This is a genomic window from Flavobacterium sp. R1_16 (assembly GCF_057652095.1).
Window position 1 is genome coordinate 333949 of the sequence record NZ_JBYFCG010000002.1, and the last position, 18006, is coordinate 351954.

14 protein-coding genes and 1 tRNA gene are annotated in these 18006 nt (G+C 32.0%); 8 read left to right on the top strand and 7 right to left on the bottom strand.

Going from position 1 to position 18006, the window contains the following annotated elements:
• Nucleotides 1–27: 27 nt before the first annotated feature.
• Nucleotides 28–3042, bottom strand: coding sequence for a tetratricopeptide repeat protein (locus AC23L6_RS05875; protein ID WP_487561240.1), 3015 nt, complete (start codon nucleotides 3040–3042; stop codon nucleotides 28–30).
• 171 nt (nucleotides 3043–3213) lie between these two features.
• Between AC23L6_RS05875 and AC23L6_RS05880 the strand changes: the two genes are divergently transcribed.
• Genes AC23L6_RS05880 through AC23L6_RS05895 form a run of 4 tightly spaced genes read left to right on the top strand, consistent with a single transcriptional unit; the run spans nucleotide 3214 to nucleotide 6461 of the window.
• Nucleotides 3214–3897: a cell division ATP-binding protein FtsE gene (locus AC23L6_RS05880; RefSeq protein ID WP_487560944.1), complete on the top strand. Its 684-nt coding sequence runs from the start codon at nucleotides 3214–3216 to the stop codon at nucleotides 3895–3897.
• The gene (locus AC23L6_RS05885; RefSeq protein ID WP_487560943.1) at nucleotides 3897–4784 is read left to right on the top strand and encodes a glycosyltransferase family 2 protein; all 888 of its coding nucleotides are present in this window, start codon (nucleotides 3897–3899) and stop codon (nucleotides 4782–4784) included. Before AC23L6_RS05880 ends, AC23L6_RS05885 begins: the two co-directional genes overlap by 1 nt.
• Nucleotides 4785–4787: 3 nt before the next feature.
• Nucleotides 4788–5534, top strand: a complete 747-nt coding sequence (locus AC23L6_RS05890; protein ID WP_487560942.1) for a class I SAM-dependent methyltransferase — start codon at nucleotides 4788–4790, stop codon at nucleotides 5532–5534.
• Complete coding sequence (locus AC23L6_RS05895; protein ID WP_487560941.1) at nucleotides 5535–6461, top strand: glycosyltransferase family 2 protein; 927 nt, start codon at nucleotides 5535–5537, stop codon at nucleotides 6459–6461. It begins immediately after the preceding gene.
• A 20-nt stretch (nucleotides 6462–6481) separates the two neighbouring features.
• On the opposite strand, the gene AC23L6_RS05900 is transcribed toward AC23L6_RS05895, so the two are convergent.
• Nucleotides 6482–7309 carry a glycosyltransferase family 2 protein gene (locus AC23L6_RS05900; protein WP_487560940.1) on the bottom strand — a complete coding sequence of 276 codons (828 nt, stop codon included), beginning with the start codon at nucleotides 7307–7309 and terminating at the stop codon, nucleotides 6482–6484.
• A gap of 40 nt (nucleotides 7310–7349) precedes the next feature.
• Between AC23L6_RS05900 and AC23L6_RS05905 the strand changes: the two genes are divergently transcribed.
• From AC23L6_RS05905 to AC23L6_RS05920, 4 genes are all read left to right on the top strand, one after another.
• On the top strand, nucleotides 7350–8489 hold the full coding sequence (locus AC23L6_RS05905; protein ID WP_487560939.1) for a glycosyltransferase: 1140 nt from the start codon (nucleotides 7350–7352) through the stop codon (nucleotides 8487–8489).
• Nucleotides 8490–8716: 227 nt separating this feature from the next.
• Entirely contained in the window at nucleotides 8717–9295 is a 579-nt protein-coding gene (locus AC23L6_RS05910) for a YciE/YciF ferroxidase family protein (protein WP_487560937.1), read from the top strand.
• A 141-nt stretch (nucleotides 9296–9436) separates the two neighbouring features.
• Entirely contained in the window at nucleotides 9437–10204 is a 768-nt protein-coding gene (locus AC23L6_RS05915; protein ID WP_487560936.1) for a dienelactone hydrolase family protein, read from the top strand.
• A gap of 63 nt (nucleotides 10205–10267) precedes the next feature.
• Nucleotides 10268–11287: a M28 family metallopeptidase gene (locus AC23L6_RS05920; RefSeq protein ID WP_487560935.1), complete on the top strand. Its 1020-nt coding sequence runs from the start codon at nucleotides 10268–10270 to the stop codon at nucleotides 11285–11287.
• Between the two features lie 101 nt (nucleotides 11288–11388).
• Here AC23L6_RS05920 and AC23L6_RS05925 read toward each other — a convergent pair whose 3' ends face one another.
• The 5 genes from AC23L6_RS05925 to AC23L6_RS05945 form a co-directional block, all read right to left on the bottom strand.
• On the bottom strand, nucleotides 11389–15168 hold the full coding sequence (locus AC23L6_RS05925) for a T9SS type A sorting domain-containing protein (protein WP_487560934.1): 3780 nt from the start codon (nucleotides 15166–15168) through the stop codon (nucleotides 11389–11391).
• Nucleotides 15169–15509: 341 nt separating this feature from the next.
• Nucleotides 15510–15583, bottom strand: a tRNA-His gene (locus AC23L6_RS05930).
• A gap of 61 nt (nucleotides 15584–15644) precedes the next feature.
• A complete protein-coding gene (bshB1, locus tag AC23L6_RS05935; protein ID WP_487560933.1) occupies nucleotides 15645–16361 on the bottom strand; it encodes a bacillithiol biosynthesis deacetylase BshB1 in 717 nt (238 codons plus the stop codon).
• Between the two features lie 39 nt (nucleotides 16362–16400).
• Nucleotides 16401–17516, bottom strand: a complete 1116-nt coding sequence (locus AC23L6_RS05940; protein ID WP_487560932.1) for a chorismate-binding protein — start codon at nucleotides 17514–17516, stop codon at nucleotides 16401–16403.
• Nucleotides 17516–17944 carry a PaaI family thioesterase gene (locus AC23L6_RS05945; RefSeq protein ID WP_487560931.1) on the bottom strand — a complete coding sequence of 143 codons (429 nt, stop codon included), beginning with the start codon at nucleotides 17942–17944 and terminating at the stop codon, nucleotides 17516–17518. Before AC23L6_RS05945 ends, AC23L6_RS05940 begins: the two co-directional genes overlap by 1 nt.
• Nucleotides 17945–18006 lie beyond the last annotated feature (62 nt).

The following is an 18006-nucleotide window of genomic DNA, read 5'->3' on the forward strand; positions in this document are numbered from 1 at the left end:
ATGAATTGAGAATTAAATAGTCTCTAATTAGTTTTGAATGGATGAATTGGTTTTTGCTTCTTGTGATTTAATCTCATCTAGTTGTTGTTGTGCTTCCTCTTTTACATCAGAAAAATTACTGAAATTTTTGATAACGCTTTCTAAAATATAAGTAGCCTGAAAACTATCTTTTAATCCATAGAAGTTCTTTGCCATGATTACTAATCCTTTTGCTCCAAAGTATTTGTATCCTGAATAATCTTTGGTCAATTTTTGAACCGTAGTATTTGAAGCTTCAAATTTTCCATCTTTGTTTTTGAAATAGGCATCGTAATATAAAGCTTCTGCTGCTAATTCTCCTTTGGCAATGGTAAGCAATTTGGCGTAAGCTATTCTTGCTTTTGGCTCATCATTACTTTGAATTGCAGAACGTGCTACAATAATTTGTGCATCCGATTTTACCTTATCGTCCATTTTTGGATTTGCCAATACTTTCTCGGCATAAATCACAGCATTAGGATAATCTTTTTGCTCGTAGTAGGTTTTCATTAGATTGGATTGGGCAAAAGTGACGTTTTGAGGAAAATCGGCTTCTGCTTCTAATCGTTTTAAAGTTGCAATTGTCTTGGTAAAATCGTCTTTCTTTAAATAAATCTGAGCTAATCTGGTCAACGATTGTTCTGTAAATTCATTTCTGGATAAAGAAGTTACATATTCATAGTGAGGAATAGCGTTACTTTCTAATCCATCAGCAAAATAAGATTGCGCCAAATAGAAATTAGCTTTTAGAGCGTGAATTCCATTTGGAAATTTAGCCACATAACCACTAAATGACTTAATAGATTGCTTGGTGTTATTTAATAAATATTGTTTTTCAGCTGCCTCGTAGGTATCATTATCCAATTCGGCATCGGAAACTTCAACAAAATCTAACGTTCTTACCCAAGTTGCATATTCATCTACTTTTCCGTTATCTACATAAATTAAACGAGCCGTCGAAACCGCTTCAAGAGCTTCAGGGCTTTTTGGATATTCTGCTGCAATTTTTTTGAATTTAGCTAAAGCCAATGCATCATTCTCCGCATTATAATAAATCAACCCTTGACGCAAAATTGCCTTTGAAGCATAAGAACCATTTTTGAATTCACTGATTAATTGGTCATAGGTTTTAATGGCTAAATCATTTTTCTTCTCGGTCACATAGGTATTTCCTAACTCAAACAAGGCATCGTCTCGATATTGTGATTTTGGGAATGTTGCAATAAATTTATTCAAATCTTCAATCTTCCTGTCATTTTTATTGACAAATCCGTAGCTGATTCCTTTTTGGAAGGCAGCATAATCAGCATCAACGCTTTTTAATTCGATTACTTTATTATAAGCATCCATTGCTGGCCAATATTTTGCAGTAACAAATCGGCAATCCCCTAAACGCAAATAGGCATCATTCAAACGAATTTTGTCGTCTTTAGTTACATCTATTTGACTTTGAAAATAATTTCCCGCTTGGTCGTATTCTTTTTGTTTGAAATAACAATACGCAATATTGTAGTTGATATTCTTGTTTTCTGGAGTTGTTTTAGACTCTGGAATCGCTACAAATTGCTTGAAACTAATCAATGCTTCATTGAAATTATCAAGAACATACTCGGTTTCTCCTTTCCAAAAGGTTGCTCTTGCGGTAAATTTAGCATTTCTAGGTTCAGCAATTGATTTTTTGAACATTGCCAGGGCTTCTTGATAATTCCCGTCGGTATATAATTCTAATCCTCTGTAAAAAGTTACTTTTTGATACGCTTCTTTATTGGCAAAACTTTTGTTTTTTTCCAATAAATCGAGAGCACCTTTATAGTTTTTAGAAGTGATAAAAGAATTGATTAACAAGGTTTCTATTTCTTGCTTGCTTGCTGAATTTGGATATTTTTCTAAATAGGCTGACAACACATCTGGAACGGATTGATAAGAATTTCCAATTTCATAGCTCAGTTTAGCATAATTCAAATTAGCATCTTCTTGGATTTTCAAATCATATTGCATTTCCGAAGCATTTTTAAAAGCATTTAAGGCTTGCTGTTTTCGGTTTGTTTTCATGTAGCATTCCCCAAGATGGTAGTAGGCATTTTGGGCTACCGAATCATTTCCGCCTATGATTTTATTAAATTGAGAAATGGCATTTTCAAAATCATTTTGCTCATAATAAGCATAACCTAATTGATAAAAATCGGTATTATTCCATTTACCTTTTTTTCCTTTGTATTCTTTCAAATAAGGAATTGCTTTGTCGTATTGTTTTAAGTTAAAATAACTTTCTCCGATAATCTTATTTAATTCTGATTTTTCTGAAGCATTCGATTTTGGCATAGCAACTAGTCCTAAATCAATGGCTTTTTGAAAATTTCCAGATTTAAAATTCATATCCGCCTTGAAATAGGACAATTTTTCTTTGTATTTTTCTTCTCCTGAAACTTCTTCAAAATATTTGTTGGCATTTTTATAATCATCATTATCATACGCCATAAAACCTAAATAGTATTTTGCTTGTGAACCATACTCTTTAGAATTTAATACTTTATTAAAATAAGGCTCAGCCTCTTTTTTCTTATTGGCGCTAAAATAGCTGTATCCTTTTTGGAAATTAAATCGATCCAAATCATCGTAACTCAACGAACTTTCATCCACTTTATCAAACCATTCGAGGGCTTGAGGAAATTTTCCTTGATCAAAATAGTAATGAGCCACTTCTATGTAAGCTTGATTTTGTTTTGAACTAGTTGGATAATCTCTAACAAAATTTTCCATCATTTCATCGGCATTATTTTGATTGAGATGAATGGCACAAATGGCACTATAGTAAGCACAATCCGCTTGAACATCAGTATTTGAATTGACTGCTTTTACTTTGTCAAAAATAATCTGTGCCGATTGGTATTGATTGTTATTGAACAACGAAAGTGCTCTGTTATACTCTTCCAAATCATTAGTATAAATAGCCGATTTTTGGGCAGAAACACTACCAAACTTGATTAAAAAAACTAAAAAAATTAAGCTTGAAAATTTTCGCATCATGATTATATTTATTGATTCAAAAGTATTACTCTGTAAAGCATAACGAAGTATGTTGAGGTTTTATTATGAACATTTTTTTTAACAACGTGCATTTATAATGAATAGTTCTGAAATTTATTTTGAATACCAACGTTATCTTATTACTTTTACACAATAAACAAAATCACTATGTCCGAACCCATTCTATTTTTAAGAAACGTAACAATTTATCAAGAAAATAAAGTCATTTTATCTAATATTAACCTAGAAGTACATCATGGTGAATTTTTATATATCATAGGAAAAACAGGTTCAGGTAAGAGTAGTTTTATGAAAACGCTCTATGCCGATTTACCACTTGTTGAAGGGCAAGCAAGCATTGTTGATTATGATTTAGCTACCTTAAAAGAAGACAATATTCCTTATTTGAGACGAAAAATTGGAATCGTTTTCCAAGATTTTAAATTATTACCTGATAGAAGCGTTAAAGAAAACATGCTCTTTGTGCTAAAAGCAACAGGTTGGACAGACAAACAAGAGATGCAAGTGAAGATTGATGAAGTTTTAGAAAAAGTAGACTTAAAATCGGTTGCTAATAAGATGCCACACCAACTTTCTGGTGGAGAGCAGCAACGAGTCGCCATAGCAAGAGCTTTATTGAATGATCCTGAATTGATTTTGGCCGATGAGCCTACTGGAAATTTGGATCCTCAAACCAGTGTTGAAGTCATGGAAGTATTACGAAAAATCAATGCTAATGGAAAAACCGTAATTATGGCAACACACGATTATGCATTATTAATGAAATATCCTTCTAAAACATTGAAATGCGAAGACAGCAAAATTTTTGAAGTTGTTCAGAGAACGGTTTAATGCTATCCATACTCATCCCAACATATAATTATAACGTTTACAATTTAGTTTCAACTGTTCAGAAACAAGTGGAACAAACGGGGATTGAATATGAAATTATATGTTTAGATGATGCCTCAAATTTGATTTCTTTAGAAAACGAGAAAATAAATACGCTACCTAATAGCAGTTATAAAAAATTAGAGAGCAATATTGGCAGAAGCAAGATTAGGAATTTGTTGGCTCAAAAGGCTAAGTTTGATTGGTTACTGTATCTTGATGCCGATGTGTTGCCTAAGAAAGATACATTTATTTCAGAATACATTCCGTACATGAACAATGAAGAAAAGATTGTAAATGGAGGATTATTGTATCGTGAAGAAAAACCCGAAAAGGAAAAATTATTGCGTTGGGTTTATGGCAAAAAAAGAGAAGCCTTATCCGCTGAAGTAAGACAAAAGAATCCCTATTTAAGTTTTCTTACATTGAACTTTTTGATTCATAAATCAGTATTTAAAAAAGTTTCATTTGATGAAAGCATACCCAATTTCAGACATGAAGACACTTTGTTTTCCTATAATCTAATGCAAAAAAACATCAGAATTGTACATGTAGATAATCCTATTTATCATTTGGGATTAGATACTTTCAAAGATGCTATACAAAAAGAAAAAGAATCATTGACAGCGCTAAAATACCTGATTGACAACATATTAATCAGTGTTAATTATCTTAAAATATCAAAGATTTTTTCTGTAATAAAACAATACAAACTACAATCTGTTATCTCTTTTTTTTACAAAATATCACAATCTTTATTTCTTAAGAATTTATCTAGCAACAATCCTTCATTGTTTATTTTTGATTTGTACCGTTTGGGATATTTGTGTAGTATTGAAAACAAGTAAAATATGTATCAAACGATAAAAAATAGTATTTCTAAAATCATTCCTAAAAAAGTACTCTTTGAACAAGAGGAAATTTTAAGAAAACTATTTTCAATATTTTACAGTGGAAATAAATACCAATGTTCTATTTGTGGCAAAAAGCTCAAAAAATTTGTTACTAGATCTAACAACGATAGATTATGTCCTAACTGCGGAAGTTTAGAAAGAAATAGACGACTGTGGCTGTTATTAGAAAATGAATTTTTAGTCCCTAATACTGCCATTTTAGATTTTTCTCCTTCAAGATGTTTGTATCGTAAATTAAAAAAAATAAAATCCATCAATTACTACAGCACTGATTTGTCGGGAGATTTCATAGCCGATTTTCAATATGACATAACTGATTTAAAAATTGAAGACAACAAATTTGATTTAGTAATTTGTTATCATGTACTGGAACATGTTCCAAATGATCTTAAAGCTATGAGAGAATTGTATCGGATTTTGAAACCTGGTTCAAAAGCACTCGTACAAACACCCTTCAAAGAAGGAGCTATTTATGAAAATGATTCTATAACTTCTGAAAAAGAACGGTTGAAACATTTCGGACAAGAAGACCATGTTAGAGTCTATTCGGTTTCAGGATTACAACAAAGACTTGAAAGTTGTGGCTTTTTGGTCGAAGTGAGAAACTATTCTTCGGATGAAACTAATTTTGGTTTGAATCAAGAAGAAACCATCCTTGTCATAACTAAACCTTTACATAAGTAAATGAGCTTTTTTTCAATCATAATTCCACTTTATAACAAAGAAAAATTTATTGAAAGCACATTACATAGTGTTCTCAATCAAACTTTTGTAGATTATGAAATTATTATAGTTAATGATGGTTCAACAGATAAAAGCCTTGAAAAAGTAGCACAGTTTAAAGATTCTAGAATAAGATATTTCAGTAAAGAAAATGGAGGAGTCTCGACTGCTAGAAATTATGGAATTAAAGAGGCAAAATCAGATTACATCACTTTTATTGATGCTGATGATTATTGGTATCCAAACTTTTTACAAGAAATATTTGAAAATATTCATCAATTTCCTGAACAAAAAGTTTTTTCAGTAGCTATTGAAATTGAAACTTCAAAAAACACAATTCCTGCACAATATTCAATCAAAAAATCTAGTGATATTCAATTGGTAAATTACTTCGATGCTAGCAGTAAAGAAAGTGTGATTTGGACCTCTTCTGCTGTTTTCCACAAAAGCATATTTAGTGAAATTGGAGATTTTGATATTAACTTAAAAAGTGGTCAAGATACAGATTTATGGATTAGAATTGGTTTAGTTTATCCTATTGTTTTTTCTTGGAAAATATTAGCACGATATGTTTATGACAGAGATAGTTTGTCAAAAAAGAAAGAATATATTGCTACAAAAATGGATTTTTCAAAATTTTCAGAACAAGAAAAAGAAAATAAAATCCTTAAAAATTTCTTAGACTTGAATCGTTTTTCATTTGCTATTAAGTGCAAACTTCACAATGACAAAGTCAATTTTAATCGATTTTATAAAGGAATCGACAACAACAATTTGTCTGTTAAAAAGAGAATTTTATTGAAATTACCTTCGTTCGTACTAAGACTATTACTTCCAATTAATGTTTTTTTCGTTCGGATAGGATTAAACAATTCGGTATTCAAATAAAGAAACTCTACTCTAGAACCTTAGGTATTGACTTTTACTATTTCCTTGTATTTTCTGATGCCTGAAATTCCTATTTTGAATTTATGTACACATTCATGTCTTGTAATATAATTTTTCCTAAAAAGAAAAAACAGGTATTTTACCAACCATAAATAGGCTAATTTGCCTTTTGTTTTGTAAAACAGCGCTGCTCTTGCAAACAACAGTTTATCTTGACCCTCATGAATTCCGGACGAAAGTTTAGGATGGGAAACTATAACCGAAGGATAATAATACAATTTCAAGTTTTGAAGAAATGAAGACCTTAGAAATAAGAATTCCTCTGCTGTTTCAAAAACAGACCCGAGCCCAAAATGTTCATCAAAAGAAATTCCATTTTTCTTTATAGCTTCTAACTTTACAGCTATTTCAATCGAACTAACAGACCAAAGACTTTTCAAAGTATGTAGATAGGATTTCTTTGACTCTTTTTGAGGTTTATCTGCTCCTACTCTTTGATGATTGAAAGTAATTACTGAAGCCTCTTTTACATCATTAAATGCTTTTATGATATCTTCCTCAAAATCTGGGAAATACACCACGTCGTCATCTGCAATCAAACAAATCTTTTTATTTGCATTTTGTATCGCCAAATTTCTACTTTTGGAAAGCCCCTTTTCTAACGAGTTAATTACCCTAACTGTCGGATAATTAGATAGTAAAAGCGAGTCATTCTGAGTTTGATTGACAATTAGAATGGAAAAATTGGAGAAATGAGAAAAAGGAAACATCGGTAATAAAAAATCCAACGATTTTTTATTCATGGTAGAAATCAAAATTTCTATATCCAGATTAGTATATCTACTCACCGATTTTTATATTTACGCAAATATAAAACTTATTTGATTAATGAAAATACTTTTAATTGGAGAATACAGCAGGCTGCACAATTCACTAAAAGAGGGTTTAGAGTCTTTAAATCATGAAGTTACTATTGTTGGAACTGGAGATAAGTTTAAAAATTTTCCTGTAGATGTATCCATTAGCCCAAAAATCATTTCTTCTAATTCTGTTTTCCTATTTATAAATAAAATCTCAATCCGTTTACTCGGAATCAATCTTGAAAGTATTGAAAAGGGTATTCGATTTTATTTTCTTCTGCCTCAGTTGCAAAACTACGATGTAGTACAATTAATCAATTCAAATGCCATCGAAACCTTTCCCAGATGGAGTATGTACCTACTTGGAAAGGTATTTTCTCGTAATCGCAAAATTTTTCTATTAGTTTGTGGTGAAGAAACCCCAATTATTGATGTTTTATTAAAAAACAACCTAAAATACTCTATACTAACCCCATACTTTAATAATCCTAAACTAAAAAAGCAATACATCTACAGTCTAAAATACGTTTCCAAGAGTTACAAAAAACTATACAAATTTGTAGCTACTCATTCTAATGGAATTATAGTCTCCGATTTGGATTACAAAATCCCAATGTCACAAACCAATACTGACTTTACTTTTATTCCTAATCCCATTAATGTCGATACAATTAGATTTTCACCAAATGCAATTCATGATAAAATAGTTGTTTTTCATGGCGTTAATAAATACAGTTCAATAAAAAAAGGAAATTCCTTTTTTGAAAAGGCTCTACTTAAAATAAAAGAAAAATATCCTACAAAAGTAAAAGTGATTACAGCAAATAGTCTGCCTTATAATGAGTATCAAAAAACATACAATGAAGCCCACATTGTGTTAGACCAAGTATATTCTTTTGATCAAGGTTACAACGCATTAGAAGCTATGGCAAGAGGTAAAGTAGTATTTACAGGTGCCGAAACAGTATTTACAGAACATTATAATTTATCTGAAAAAATAGCTATAAATGCTCTACCAGATGTTGATTACATAGTCAATGAACTTTCTTATCTAATTGAAAATCCCGAAGAAATTATTGCTATTGGTAATCGTGCTAGAATTTTTATTGAACAAGAACATCACTACATCGCCATAGCAAATAAGTACCTAGAGTTTTGGAATAAGTAAGTTCCTTTTTGATAATTTTCAGGACAAATTCTTTGAAATGGTTCCAAATTCTCCTAATCCAACTATTGAAAATCTCAATTTAGTACCCATATGTTAAAGTTTAATGCAGTACATCGGGTATTTTTTTTACTAAAAAATATAATGGCTACTTTTGAAACTTCACCATTTAAAAACAATAGCAAACATAAAATAACATTCAAAAAAGAGAGTCCCCAAAATTATCTTTTTTGAAAAAACCTACTAAAATGGATAGTTTCAGAAAACCTTCGGCAAACAAAAGACGCGGAGATGAAAACGAAATAAAAACCATTCGATTAAAATTCGATGGTATTGTTGGACTGCGTGAAGTAATTCTAAAAGAATTACAATCTTTGTACTATGTAGAAAAAGCATTATTGAAAGCTTTTCCAAAAATGATAAAAAACGCCTGTTCCTTTGAATTAATTGAAGCGATTACTATACATTTTGAGGAAACGAAACAACAAGTTATACGTATAGAAGATTCGTTTTTGGCACTAAATACCAATCCAACACTACAAAGATGCCAAGCTATAGAACAACTCATTCAAGACGTTGAATCTACTATTGAAAATACCAAATTCGGGACTATTCGTGATGCAGGAATATTACTTTCACTTCAAAAAATAGAGCATTATGAAATTGCAGCCTATAGTATCCTGTCAACGTATGCAGAAAGTAGTAATGAAAATGCTATTGCAGAATTACTAGCAATATCATTAAACGAAGAAAAAGTAACCGAATTACGACTTGAAAAAATATCAAATTCAATTCGATTTGATTCGTGATTCTATTCCATTAGAAAATTTTGTACTAAATATTTAGCAATCAAGTATTTTTTGAATTAATTTCGGATATTTGCTATCCGTAAAATTAATTATGTTGTTGTGTTTGAAAAGCAATACAACATTCCTCTAAAATTTATAAGTATGAAAAATCAAAGTTTGCTCTTGTCTATTTTCTTCTTTATCTCCATTTTGAGTTACTCACAACTTAGACCTGTAAAGTATAAAGATGGCGAGCAAAATTTAAATGGATTTCAATCTATCCCAAAAAAAATAAAAAAAGACAAGCCAGGTATTCTCATACTTCCAGCATGGATGGGAATTGATCAACTTTCAAAAAATAATGCACAAAGGCTCTCCGATTTAGGATACTACACCTTTGTTGCCGATATTTATGGAGAAGGCAATTACCCAACTGATATGCAAGGAGCCGCAACGCAATCTTCTTTCTACAAAAAAAACTTCGAACAATATCAAAACAGAATTCAATTGGCCTTAGAACAATTAATAAAATCTGGGGCTAACCCTGACAAAATTGTGGTTATTGGATATTGTTTTGGGGGAACAGGAGCTATTGAAACTGTTAGGGGTAATTTGCCCGTGAAAGGTGTAGTCTCTTTTCACGGAGGTCTAGGAAAAGCTGGTGATAGAATTACAAAAAATAACACTACAAAGGTTTTAGTGTGCCATGGTGCCGATGATCCTTATGAATCAGTTGAAGAAATAAGCGCTTTTCAAAAAGAAATGAGAGAGGCTAAAATCGATTGGCAAATGATTTATTATGCTAACGCAGTTCATTCTTTCACAAATCCTGAAGCTGGAAATGATAATTCAAAAGGAGCAGCCTACAATGAAAAAGCAGATAAACGTTCGTGGGAACATCTATTGATTTTTCTAAAAGAGGTTTTATAACAGCTATCCTAAAAATTACAATTAATCCCTTTCAAGAACTTTAAAAACTGTAACTCGTTTTAAATGAAAAAAATAATTCTTCTGAGTTCAATCTTTATACTAGGTATAAGTTGCGCCAGTAAAAAATCGGATAATACAAATGTAGACATTCAAAAATATATCAATACCATTTCATCAGAGGAACTTAAAACCCATCTTTACATTGTGGCTTCAGACGAAATGGAAGGACGAGAAACAGGTTCGAAAGGACAAAAAAAAGCTGGAGACTATCTAATTAGTCAATACAAGAAAAATAAAATTACTTTTCCGAAGGGAGCAAAAAATTATTACCAAAATATTCCTGCAGCTTTCTTGAATGCAAAACGCAATGAAAATTTACCTGATTCTGAAAATATTTGGGCTTTTATTGAAGGCTCAGAAAAACCAAATGAAATTGTAGTAATCTCAGCCCACTACGATCATGTTGGAATAAAAAATGGAGAAATCTACAATGGTGCTGATGATGATGGTTCTGGAACTGTAGCTTTGTTAGAAATTGCTCAAGCTTTTGCCAAAGCCAAGAAAGAAGGCAATGGACCAAAACGTTCTATCTTGTTTTTGCATGTAACTGGTGAAGAACATGGTCTTCATGGTTCAAGATATTACTCTGAAAACCCTCTATTCCCTCTAGCAAATACCGTAGCTGATGTAAACATTGATATGATTGGTCGTCGTGATGAAGCCCATTCCAACTCTAATAACTATGTTTACATAATAGGTTCTGACTATCTGTCATCCGATTTGTATACTATTTGTGAAGAGACAAACAAAAAATACATTCATTTGGATTTAGACTATACCTATAATGATCGCAAAGACCCAAATCGATTTTACTATCGTTCCGATCATTATAATTTTGCAAAAAATGGCATTCCTTCGGTCTTTATATTTAATGGAACTCATGCCGATTATCATAAACCAACTGATGAAGTAGAAAAAATAGAATTTGATGCCCTAGCCAAGAGAACACAATATGCTTTTACAATAGCTTGGGAAATAGCTAATCGAGAAAATCGACTTGTGATTGATAAAGACGGTAAATAATAATCAAAACAAAAAAAGCTCCGAAGTAATTCAGAGCTTTTTTTGTTTCAATACTATCAAATGCTTGAACATCAAGAATCCAATTGTTTTACTTAGAATTATCATCTTTTTATCACTCTAATGTATCGCACCTTATCACCTTCTGCAACAATCACGTTGTAAACTCCAGTTGGATAATTACTGCCTATTTCTCTGGTAGACAATTCTGTTACAGTAGCTTTACATACTTCAAGTTGTCTTCCAACCATATCATATATTTTAACTTCTACCAGTTCATCACTAGAACTTTCAATAGCTAGGTTAAAGTGAGCTACGAATGGATTAGGAAATGCTTTAACAGTTAATTCTGACACGTTGCTTTCATTGATTTGAGACATTCTAGCAACCAAATTTGTTGGGGTTTTCAAGATACATGCTGGACCATAAGCTTGCCAAACATTATTAAATTTCACTGCAACTCTAATGGAATATGTTGTATTGTAAGAGCCTCCTCCTTGTAATTGACTTAAAAGAAAATAACGTAGTTTGGTCTCGTAAGTTCTAACCAAAACATCATTAGTTACCTCAAAACGGTAATCGGTTGCCAAATATACCTCATTTGCTAAGATTTGTGATGTTAATGACGATAGCTTGCCTCCACATAATGAGTCAATTAACTTCGTAGTTGGAACTGAAGATGGAGTAGAAACCGTGCAGGATGGACCATATTCTTGCCAAATACCATTAAACTTGACAGCTACCCTTATCGTATAAGTTGTATTATAATTAATTCCTGAGAACTGTGATAATAAGAAATATCTATTTGTTGTCTCAAGAGCACTACTGAAAATAGCTGTACTAACCTCAAAGCGATAACTAGTTGCTAAAAATACTTCATTAGCCCATATTGGAGTACTTATAGAAGCGAGAACTGAACCGCATTGCGAGTCAATCAATTTTGTTTGTCCAACCGTTACAGGTGTTTTTACAATACAAGAAGGCCCAAAAGAAGACCACTCTCCGTTTAATTTATAGGAAACAGCTATACTGTAAGCACTGTCATATGTTACAAATCCTGTTAGTTGTGATAAATTAAAATACCTATTTGAAGTTTCATAAAGTCGCACCTCAGATCCTTTTGTTATTTGAAAACGGTAATCAGAAGCAGATACTATTGGTCTAGCCCATATAGAAGTAGAAACTAATGGTAAAGTAATGCCGCATTGTGATGCAATTAAACTTGTTAATGGCACTAAATATACGCTACAAGTTTGTCCAAAATTTCTCCAAATTCCATAGACCTTAATCTGAACTCTTATAGAATAGGTAGTTCCAAATGGTATCTCTCCTGATATTTGACTTAATGAAAAAGAGCGTGTGTATGATTCCACAAATCGGATTGAATTACCATTAATAATTTCAAAACGGTAAGCCGTAGCCAAATCATTCTCATCTGCAAAAATTAATGTTTCTGTCGAAAGAATGGTAACACCACACTGACTATTCTCTATATTAACATTTATACTATCTGGAGTTGCTGAATTACAATCATCATCTATCCCATTATAAATAATCTCTTGTTGAGCTGAATTAATATCGGCATTTGTATCGTCACAATCTGTATTATTCAAAACATACCCAACTGGCTGATTGCATCGTAATAGGGTCTGATTGCTGTTTCCGAAACCATCTCCATCGTTGTCTGCATAATAGGTAGTTGGTGAACAAATTGCATATTCAATATGAAGTAATGGAGCAATATTCTTCCCTCCTTCAAAAGATTCTGCTATTCTTGAGTTCGTTGCTGTAGCACCTCCATACAAAATAAATGACATTGCATTGCCGTTTACCCAATTTGATTGGTCAACTATTTCTTGTACTATGTTAGTCAAATCGGATGTCTTGTATTTAGCACCAAGTACCGTCCAATTTTCAGGAGACCAATTTACTTTGGAATTAGTTTTCGTTCTACTACTTATGTTGTAGGGAGATGCACTAAAGACCGATGAGTTACTAATTGCCTCCCCAGCGATAGTTATGGTTACAGGTCCGCTGTTAATTTCATCAGCTGTAAACTCTAGATAGGCTCTTTCGACAATGGCTCCTTTAGGGATAGTTAATCCTTTGAAACGAAGCCCTACCTGTTGAACATCGGTAGCTTCCTCTGTGTAAAATTCTAAATCACTACTCCCAACATCTACATGACCATTACTGGCTGAAACATTTTCTTCAGCATCATCATTGGCACTAGAGATTCGAATATTTAAAGTTTGTAACGTAGGATCAACAGTGATGGTTATTTGCTTGCTACTACTTGATGAAGTTTCATTATCATAAGCAATAACTTCAATAGTGTAAGTCCCTGTAGGAAGCCAACCGTTGCTTCCTGATGCTGTAACTTCAAATGATTTCTCTGGATTCTCTGTATCGATAAAAGTTTTGCCATTTAATTTAACTTCAACATAGTCAACTTCTTTACTTGTTTTTACTTTAACTTTAATACTTGATGTGCCAGCAGGAAAATTTTGATTGTTTTCTGGAGATTTAATTTCTAAACCTAAATCTGTCAAAGACATATCATAAGCTAGTGTAAACTGGCTATCAGCATCTATTTTATACTCATTTGTAACAGGAGAATACGTTTTTACATCAATCGTATTAGTTTTTGGATGAAAGGTCATCATTCGCAGAAAACCATTACCCCCATTTACATCTTCTTGATAATTACTCATGCGTAAATATACCGGCTTTCCACAAGCATTAATTTCGTCACGCTCTGCTTCACCAGGAGTCGCTCCAGAGTAATAATGTCCGCTTAGTATTAAAAAAACATTACAATGTTTTTGTAGAATATTGTCTAGAACTGCTTGAACATTGCCAGAGGAACTATTCAACGTATTATCATCGCTTAAAAATTTGTGCGTTGAAATAATTGCTCTTCGATTGGGAAATGCATTTAATACAGCATCAACCCATTGCTGAGTTTGATAAGGAAAATTATACTCCAAAGCAATATTGATAAAATCCATACCACCAGCAGAAAAAAGCACATAATTATTTTTCCATAATCTATTTTCATAGTTACCATCATCAGCAGTAACTACATCATTAGTGCCTCCCATATAACCTCCATACCAGTTGTAGGCTTGATAACTTGTAATTCCTAAACCATCAGCAGTAGCAATAGCATTTGTTGCAGGAAAATTTTTATCGTATAAATCAGCTGGACCAATGACATCAATTGCATTGTAATCGTGATTTCCAGGAGCAACTCCAATCGCTATATCATTTTGATTTAATAAGTTTAAAGCTTGTCTCGCCCTATTCCACTGCACTGGCTCGCTGTAATCAACAATATCACCAAGATGGTCTACTAATACAATATTGAGATTAACTTTTTGATTGATAATCCACTGTGTTTGATCAATAAATATTTGAAAATTACTTTCTCTGTATGTATAATGTTGTGTATCTGGAAGTGCTATAACTGTAAAATCTTTTCTGTCTGATACAGTTAGGTCAGTAGTATTGGTTTCTAAATTTTCTAAATCTACTTTTGCCATAGGATTTTGAGATCCTAATTTAGCCGTTCTAAAAGTATATTCATTACTTAACTTATCATCTGTTTTAATAACAAAATAATAATCTGTATCAGGTTGTAAATCAGACAACTCTACAGAATTACTATTTTTGGTTTTATCTATGCGCACAGATTTCGGATAGCATAAATAATTTGAACCTTCATTTACAGTACCATAAAATAGAGTTATGACATTATTAGACTCCTTTTTAAAAAAAGTTATAGGTTTTATGTTTTTAGTTTCAAATAATCTATAATCATTGTTTTTGGAGAATATAGACAAACTGCAAAAAAGGAAAATAAGAAAGGGACAATTCTTCATCTTTTTGTATGTTAAATAATAATGAGCAAATTTTCTAAATTATTTATGCACACCAAAATATTATCGACAAACAGTTGGAATAGTTGTTTAAAGACGATTTTTTATCATAAAAAGACTTTATTTTTTTAAGTATTTACAAAAAATATTTGTCAAATCAGTATAAGCTTAACCGTATACTGAGTTAATAATATATTGAACGAGAAGGATTATGATGCTTTTTAAGTTTCAGTTTTTGAAGATTCCTTTAATTAAAATAGTTTATTTCGAAATATTTATACCAAATAAATGAAGGCAAATACAACAAAAAAAGCTCCGAATTACTTCGAAGCTTTTACTTTTCGGGTGGCTGACCGGGTTCGAACCGGCGACCCGCGGCACCACAAACCGCTACTCTAACCAGCTGAGCTACAACCACCATTTTTAACGAGTGCAAATGTATTGTAAAAGTTTTATTTTACAAAGAAATATTATAAAAATTATAGTAAATCTCCTAAACTATTGACCGCCAAATATCTTTCTGTTGTAAAACCCTCAGCAAAGTCTTTTCCTATTAATCTCCCAAAATCTTGTGGGCGATAATTCAAGCTTTCTAGAAAATTTTTAGAGGCAATTGCAGTCTCTGGTTCTTTAGAATCTGGATTATAAAACTGCGAACTGTAAGCCAAAATAGCGTTGACTCTTATTTCATTAAAACCACTTATATCCACAACAAAATCAGGTTGTGCATTTTTCCATTGCAGATAATGATACACTACCTTAGGTCTCCATGCTGTTTGTTTTTCTCCTTGAAAATGGGTTTCAATTTTTCTCAGCCCTGAGAGAAAACAAGCATCTGAAACTAATTTGCTTCCCTTACCATGATCAATATGACGATCGTCAACAGCATTGCACAATACTATTTCTGGTTGATATTTTCGAATCATTTGAATCACCTTCAACTGATGCTCTTCATCATTCACAAAAAAACCATCTCTCATATTGAGATTCTCACGTATGTGAATCCCTAATATCTTGGCTGCAGCTTCCGACTCCATGTCTCGAATTGCTGCCGTACCTCGAGTTCCTAATTCTCCTCGAGTTAAATCTATGATTCCTACTTTTTTTCCAAGGAATACTTCTTTTGCAATAGTTCCTCCACATCCTAATTCAACGTCGTCAGGATGTGCTCCAAAAGCCAGTATGTCTAATTTCATGTGATTCATGTTATAAATAGAGTTAACAAAGATATAAATCTAAAAAGCCAAATCTAATATCTTTTTTATCGTTTGTGATTTATTAACGGTTTCGTTCCATTCTTTTTCTGGAATACTATCTTTCGTAATGCCACCTCCTACGAATAGGTGTGCATCTATTGTCTCTGATTGAGACACTACATCTAATTTAACACACCGGAGATTAACATATAAATCTGTTGCATTCTTTTGGTTGCTAAAATCTGCATTTAACTCTCCTAAAAAGCCTGAATAATATTCTCTATCATAGCTCTCATGATTCAAAATAAAATCTTTTGCTTTATCCAACGGTAAACCACAAACTGCTGGAGTAGGGTGCAAAATTTCCAAAACTTGCTTCAAATTGCTGTTAGAATTGAGTTTTCCCTCAATATCTGTTTTAATGTGAAGCAGATTACCCGCTTTTAAGGTGTAAGGCTTAGAAATTTTTATTTCAGAAGCACTATTATTTAATTTCTCAATAATAAAATCAGAAACAAATTCTTGCTCTTGCTGTTCTTTAGTTTGCCAAACAACTTCTTTATTTTCCTCAAACAATTGGGTTCCAGCTACTGCTGAAGTGTAAAAAAAAGTGTCCTCCACTTTAAGCAATTGCTCTGAAAAAGCACCTAACCACAATCCAATTTGAGGATGGTAAAAACAATAACTAAAAGCACTTGGATAGGAATGCAACAATCGTTGTAAAACAAGTATAAAATCAAAATTGGATACTTTGAGAATTTCTTTTCTTGATAGCACTACTTTATTTAAATTTCCAGATTGTATAGCATCAATAGCCTTTTGAATGATTGACTCATATCGTATCTTAGCTTCATTATCCTCTTTTTCTGCTAGGATAACGACTGATTTGTAATCATCAATTGCCTTAAATTCTGAAAGAATAATCTCCGAATCTTTTTCTGGAATATAAATTATTTTATTTCCATTGAAAGGAGCAAAAACAAAGCCTCTTTCCTTATAATCTTCCACTAAATGTAAAGTAGCATCTTTTTGAAAAATCCCAATCAATGTATCGGAATAAGGTTTGTTATATACTACAAAAGGAAGTTTTTTGTGCAATTGACTACTCGCTTTTTCTAAAACAGTAGCAATTGATTGATTTAAAAATTGATGCATTATATTTTTTTTCTTGGCAACACCATATTAGTCAATTTGCAAAGAGAAATCAGATTATCCTCTTCGTCAGTTATTTTAATTTCCCAAAGATGTATACTTTTTCCCTTATGAATTATTCGAGCAGTCCCGAATATCACTCCTTCTCTTTTAGATTTTAAGTGATTTGCAGAAATTTCAATTCCTCTAATTTCACTTTCATGTGGATTGATAAACAACATCGAAGCTGCACTGCCTACACTCTCAGCTAAAGCCACAGATGCTCCCCCGTGGAGCAAACCCATAGGTTGATGAACTCTTGAATTTATTGGCATTTTTGCCTTTAAAAAATCTTCTCCAGCATCGATGAATTCAATCTCTAAGGTCTGCATCAAAGTGTTTTCTGAAAATGCATTACATTGATTGATAATTGTATCTTTATCAAAACCCATTCGTTTATTTTTCTGTAAAAATAAGATATAATGATGATAGATTAAAAATTCAGACTAATTAT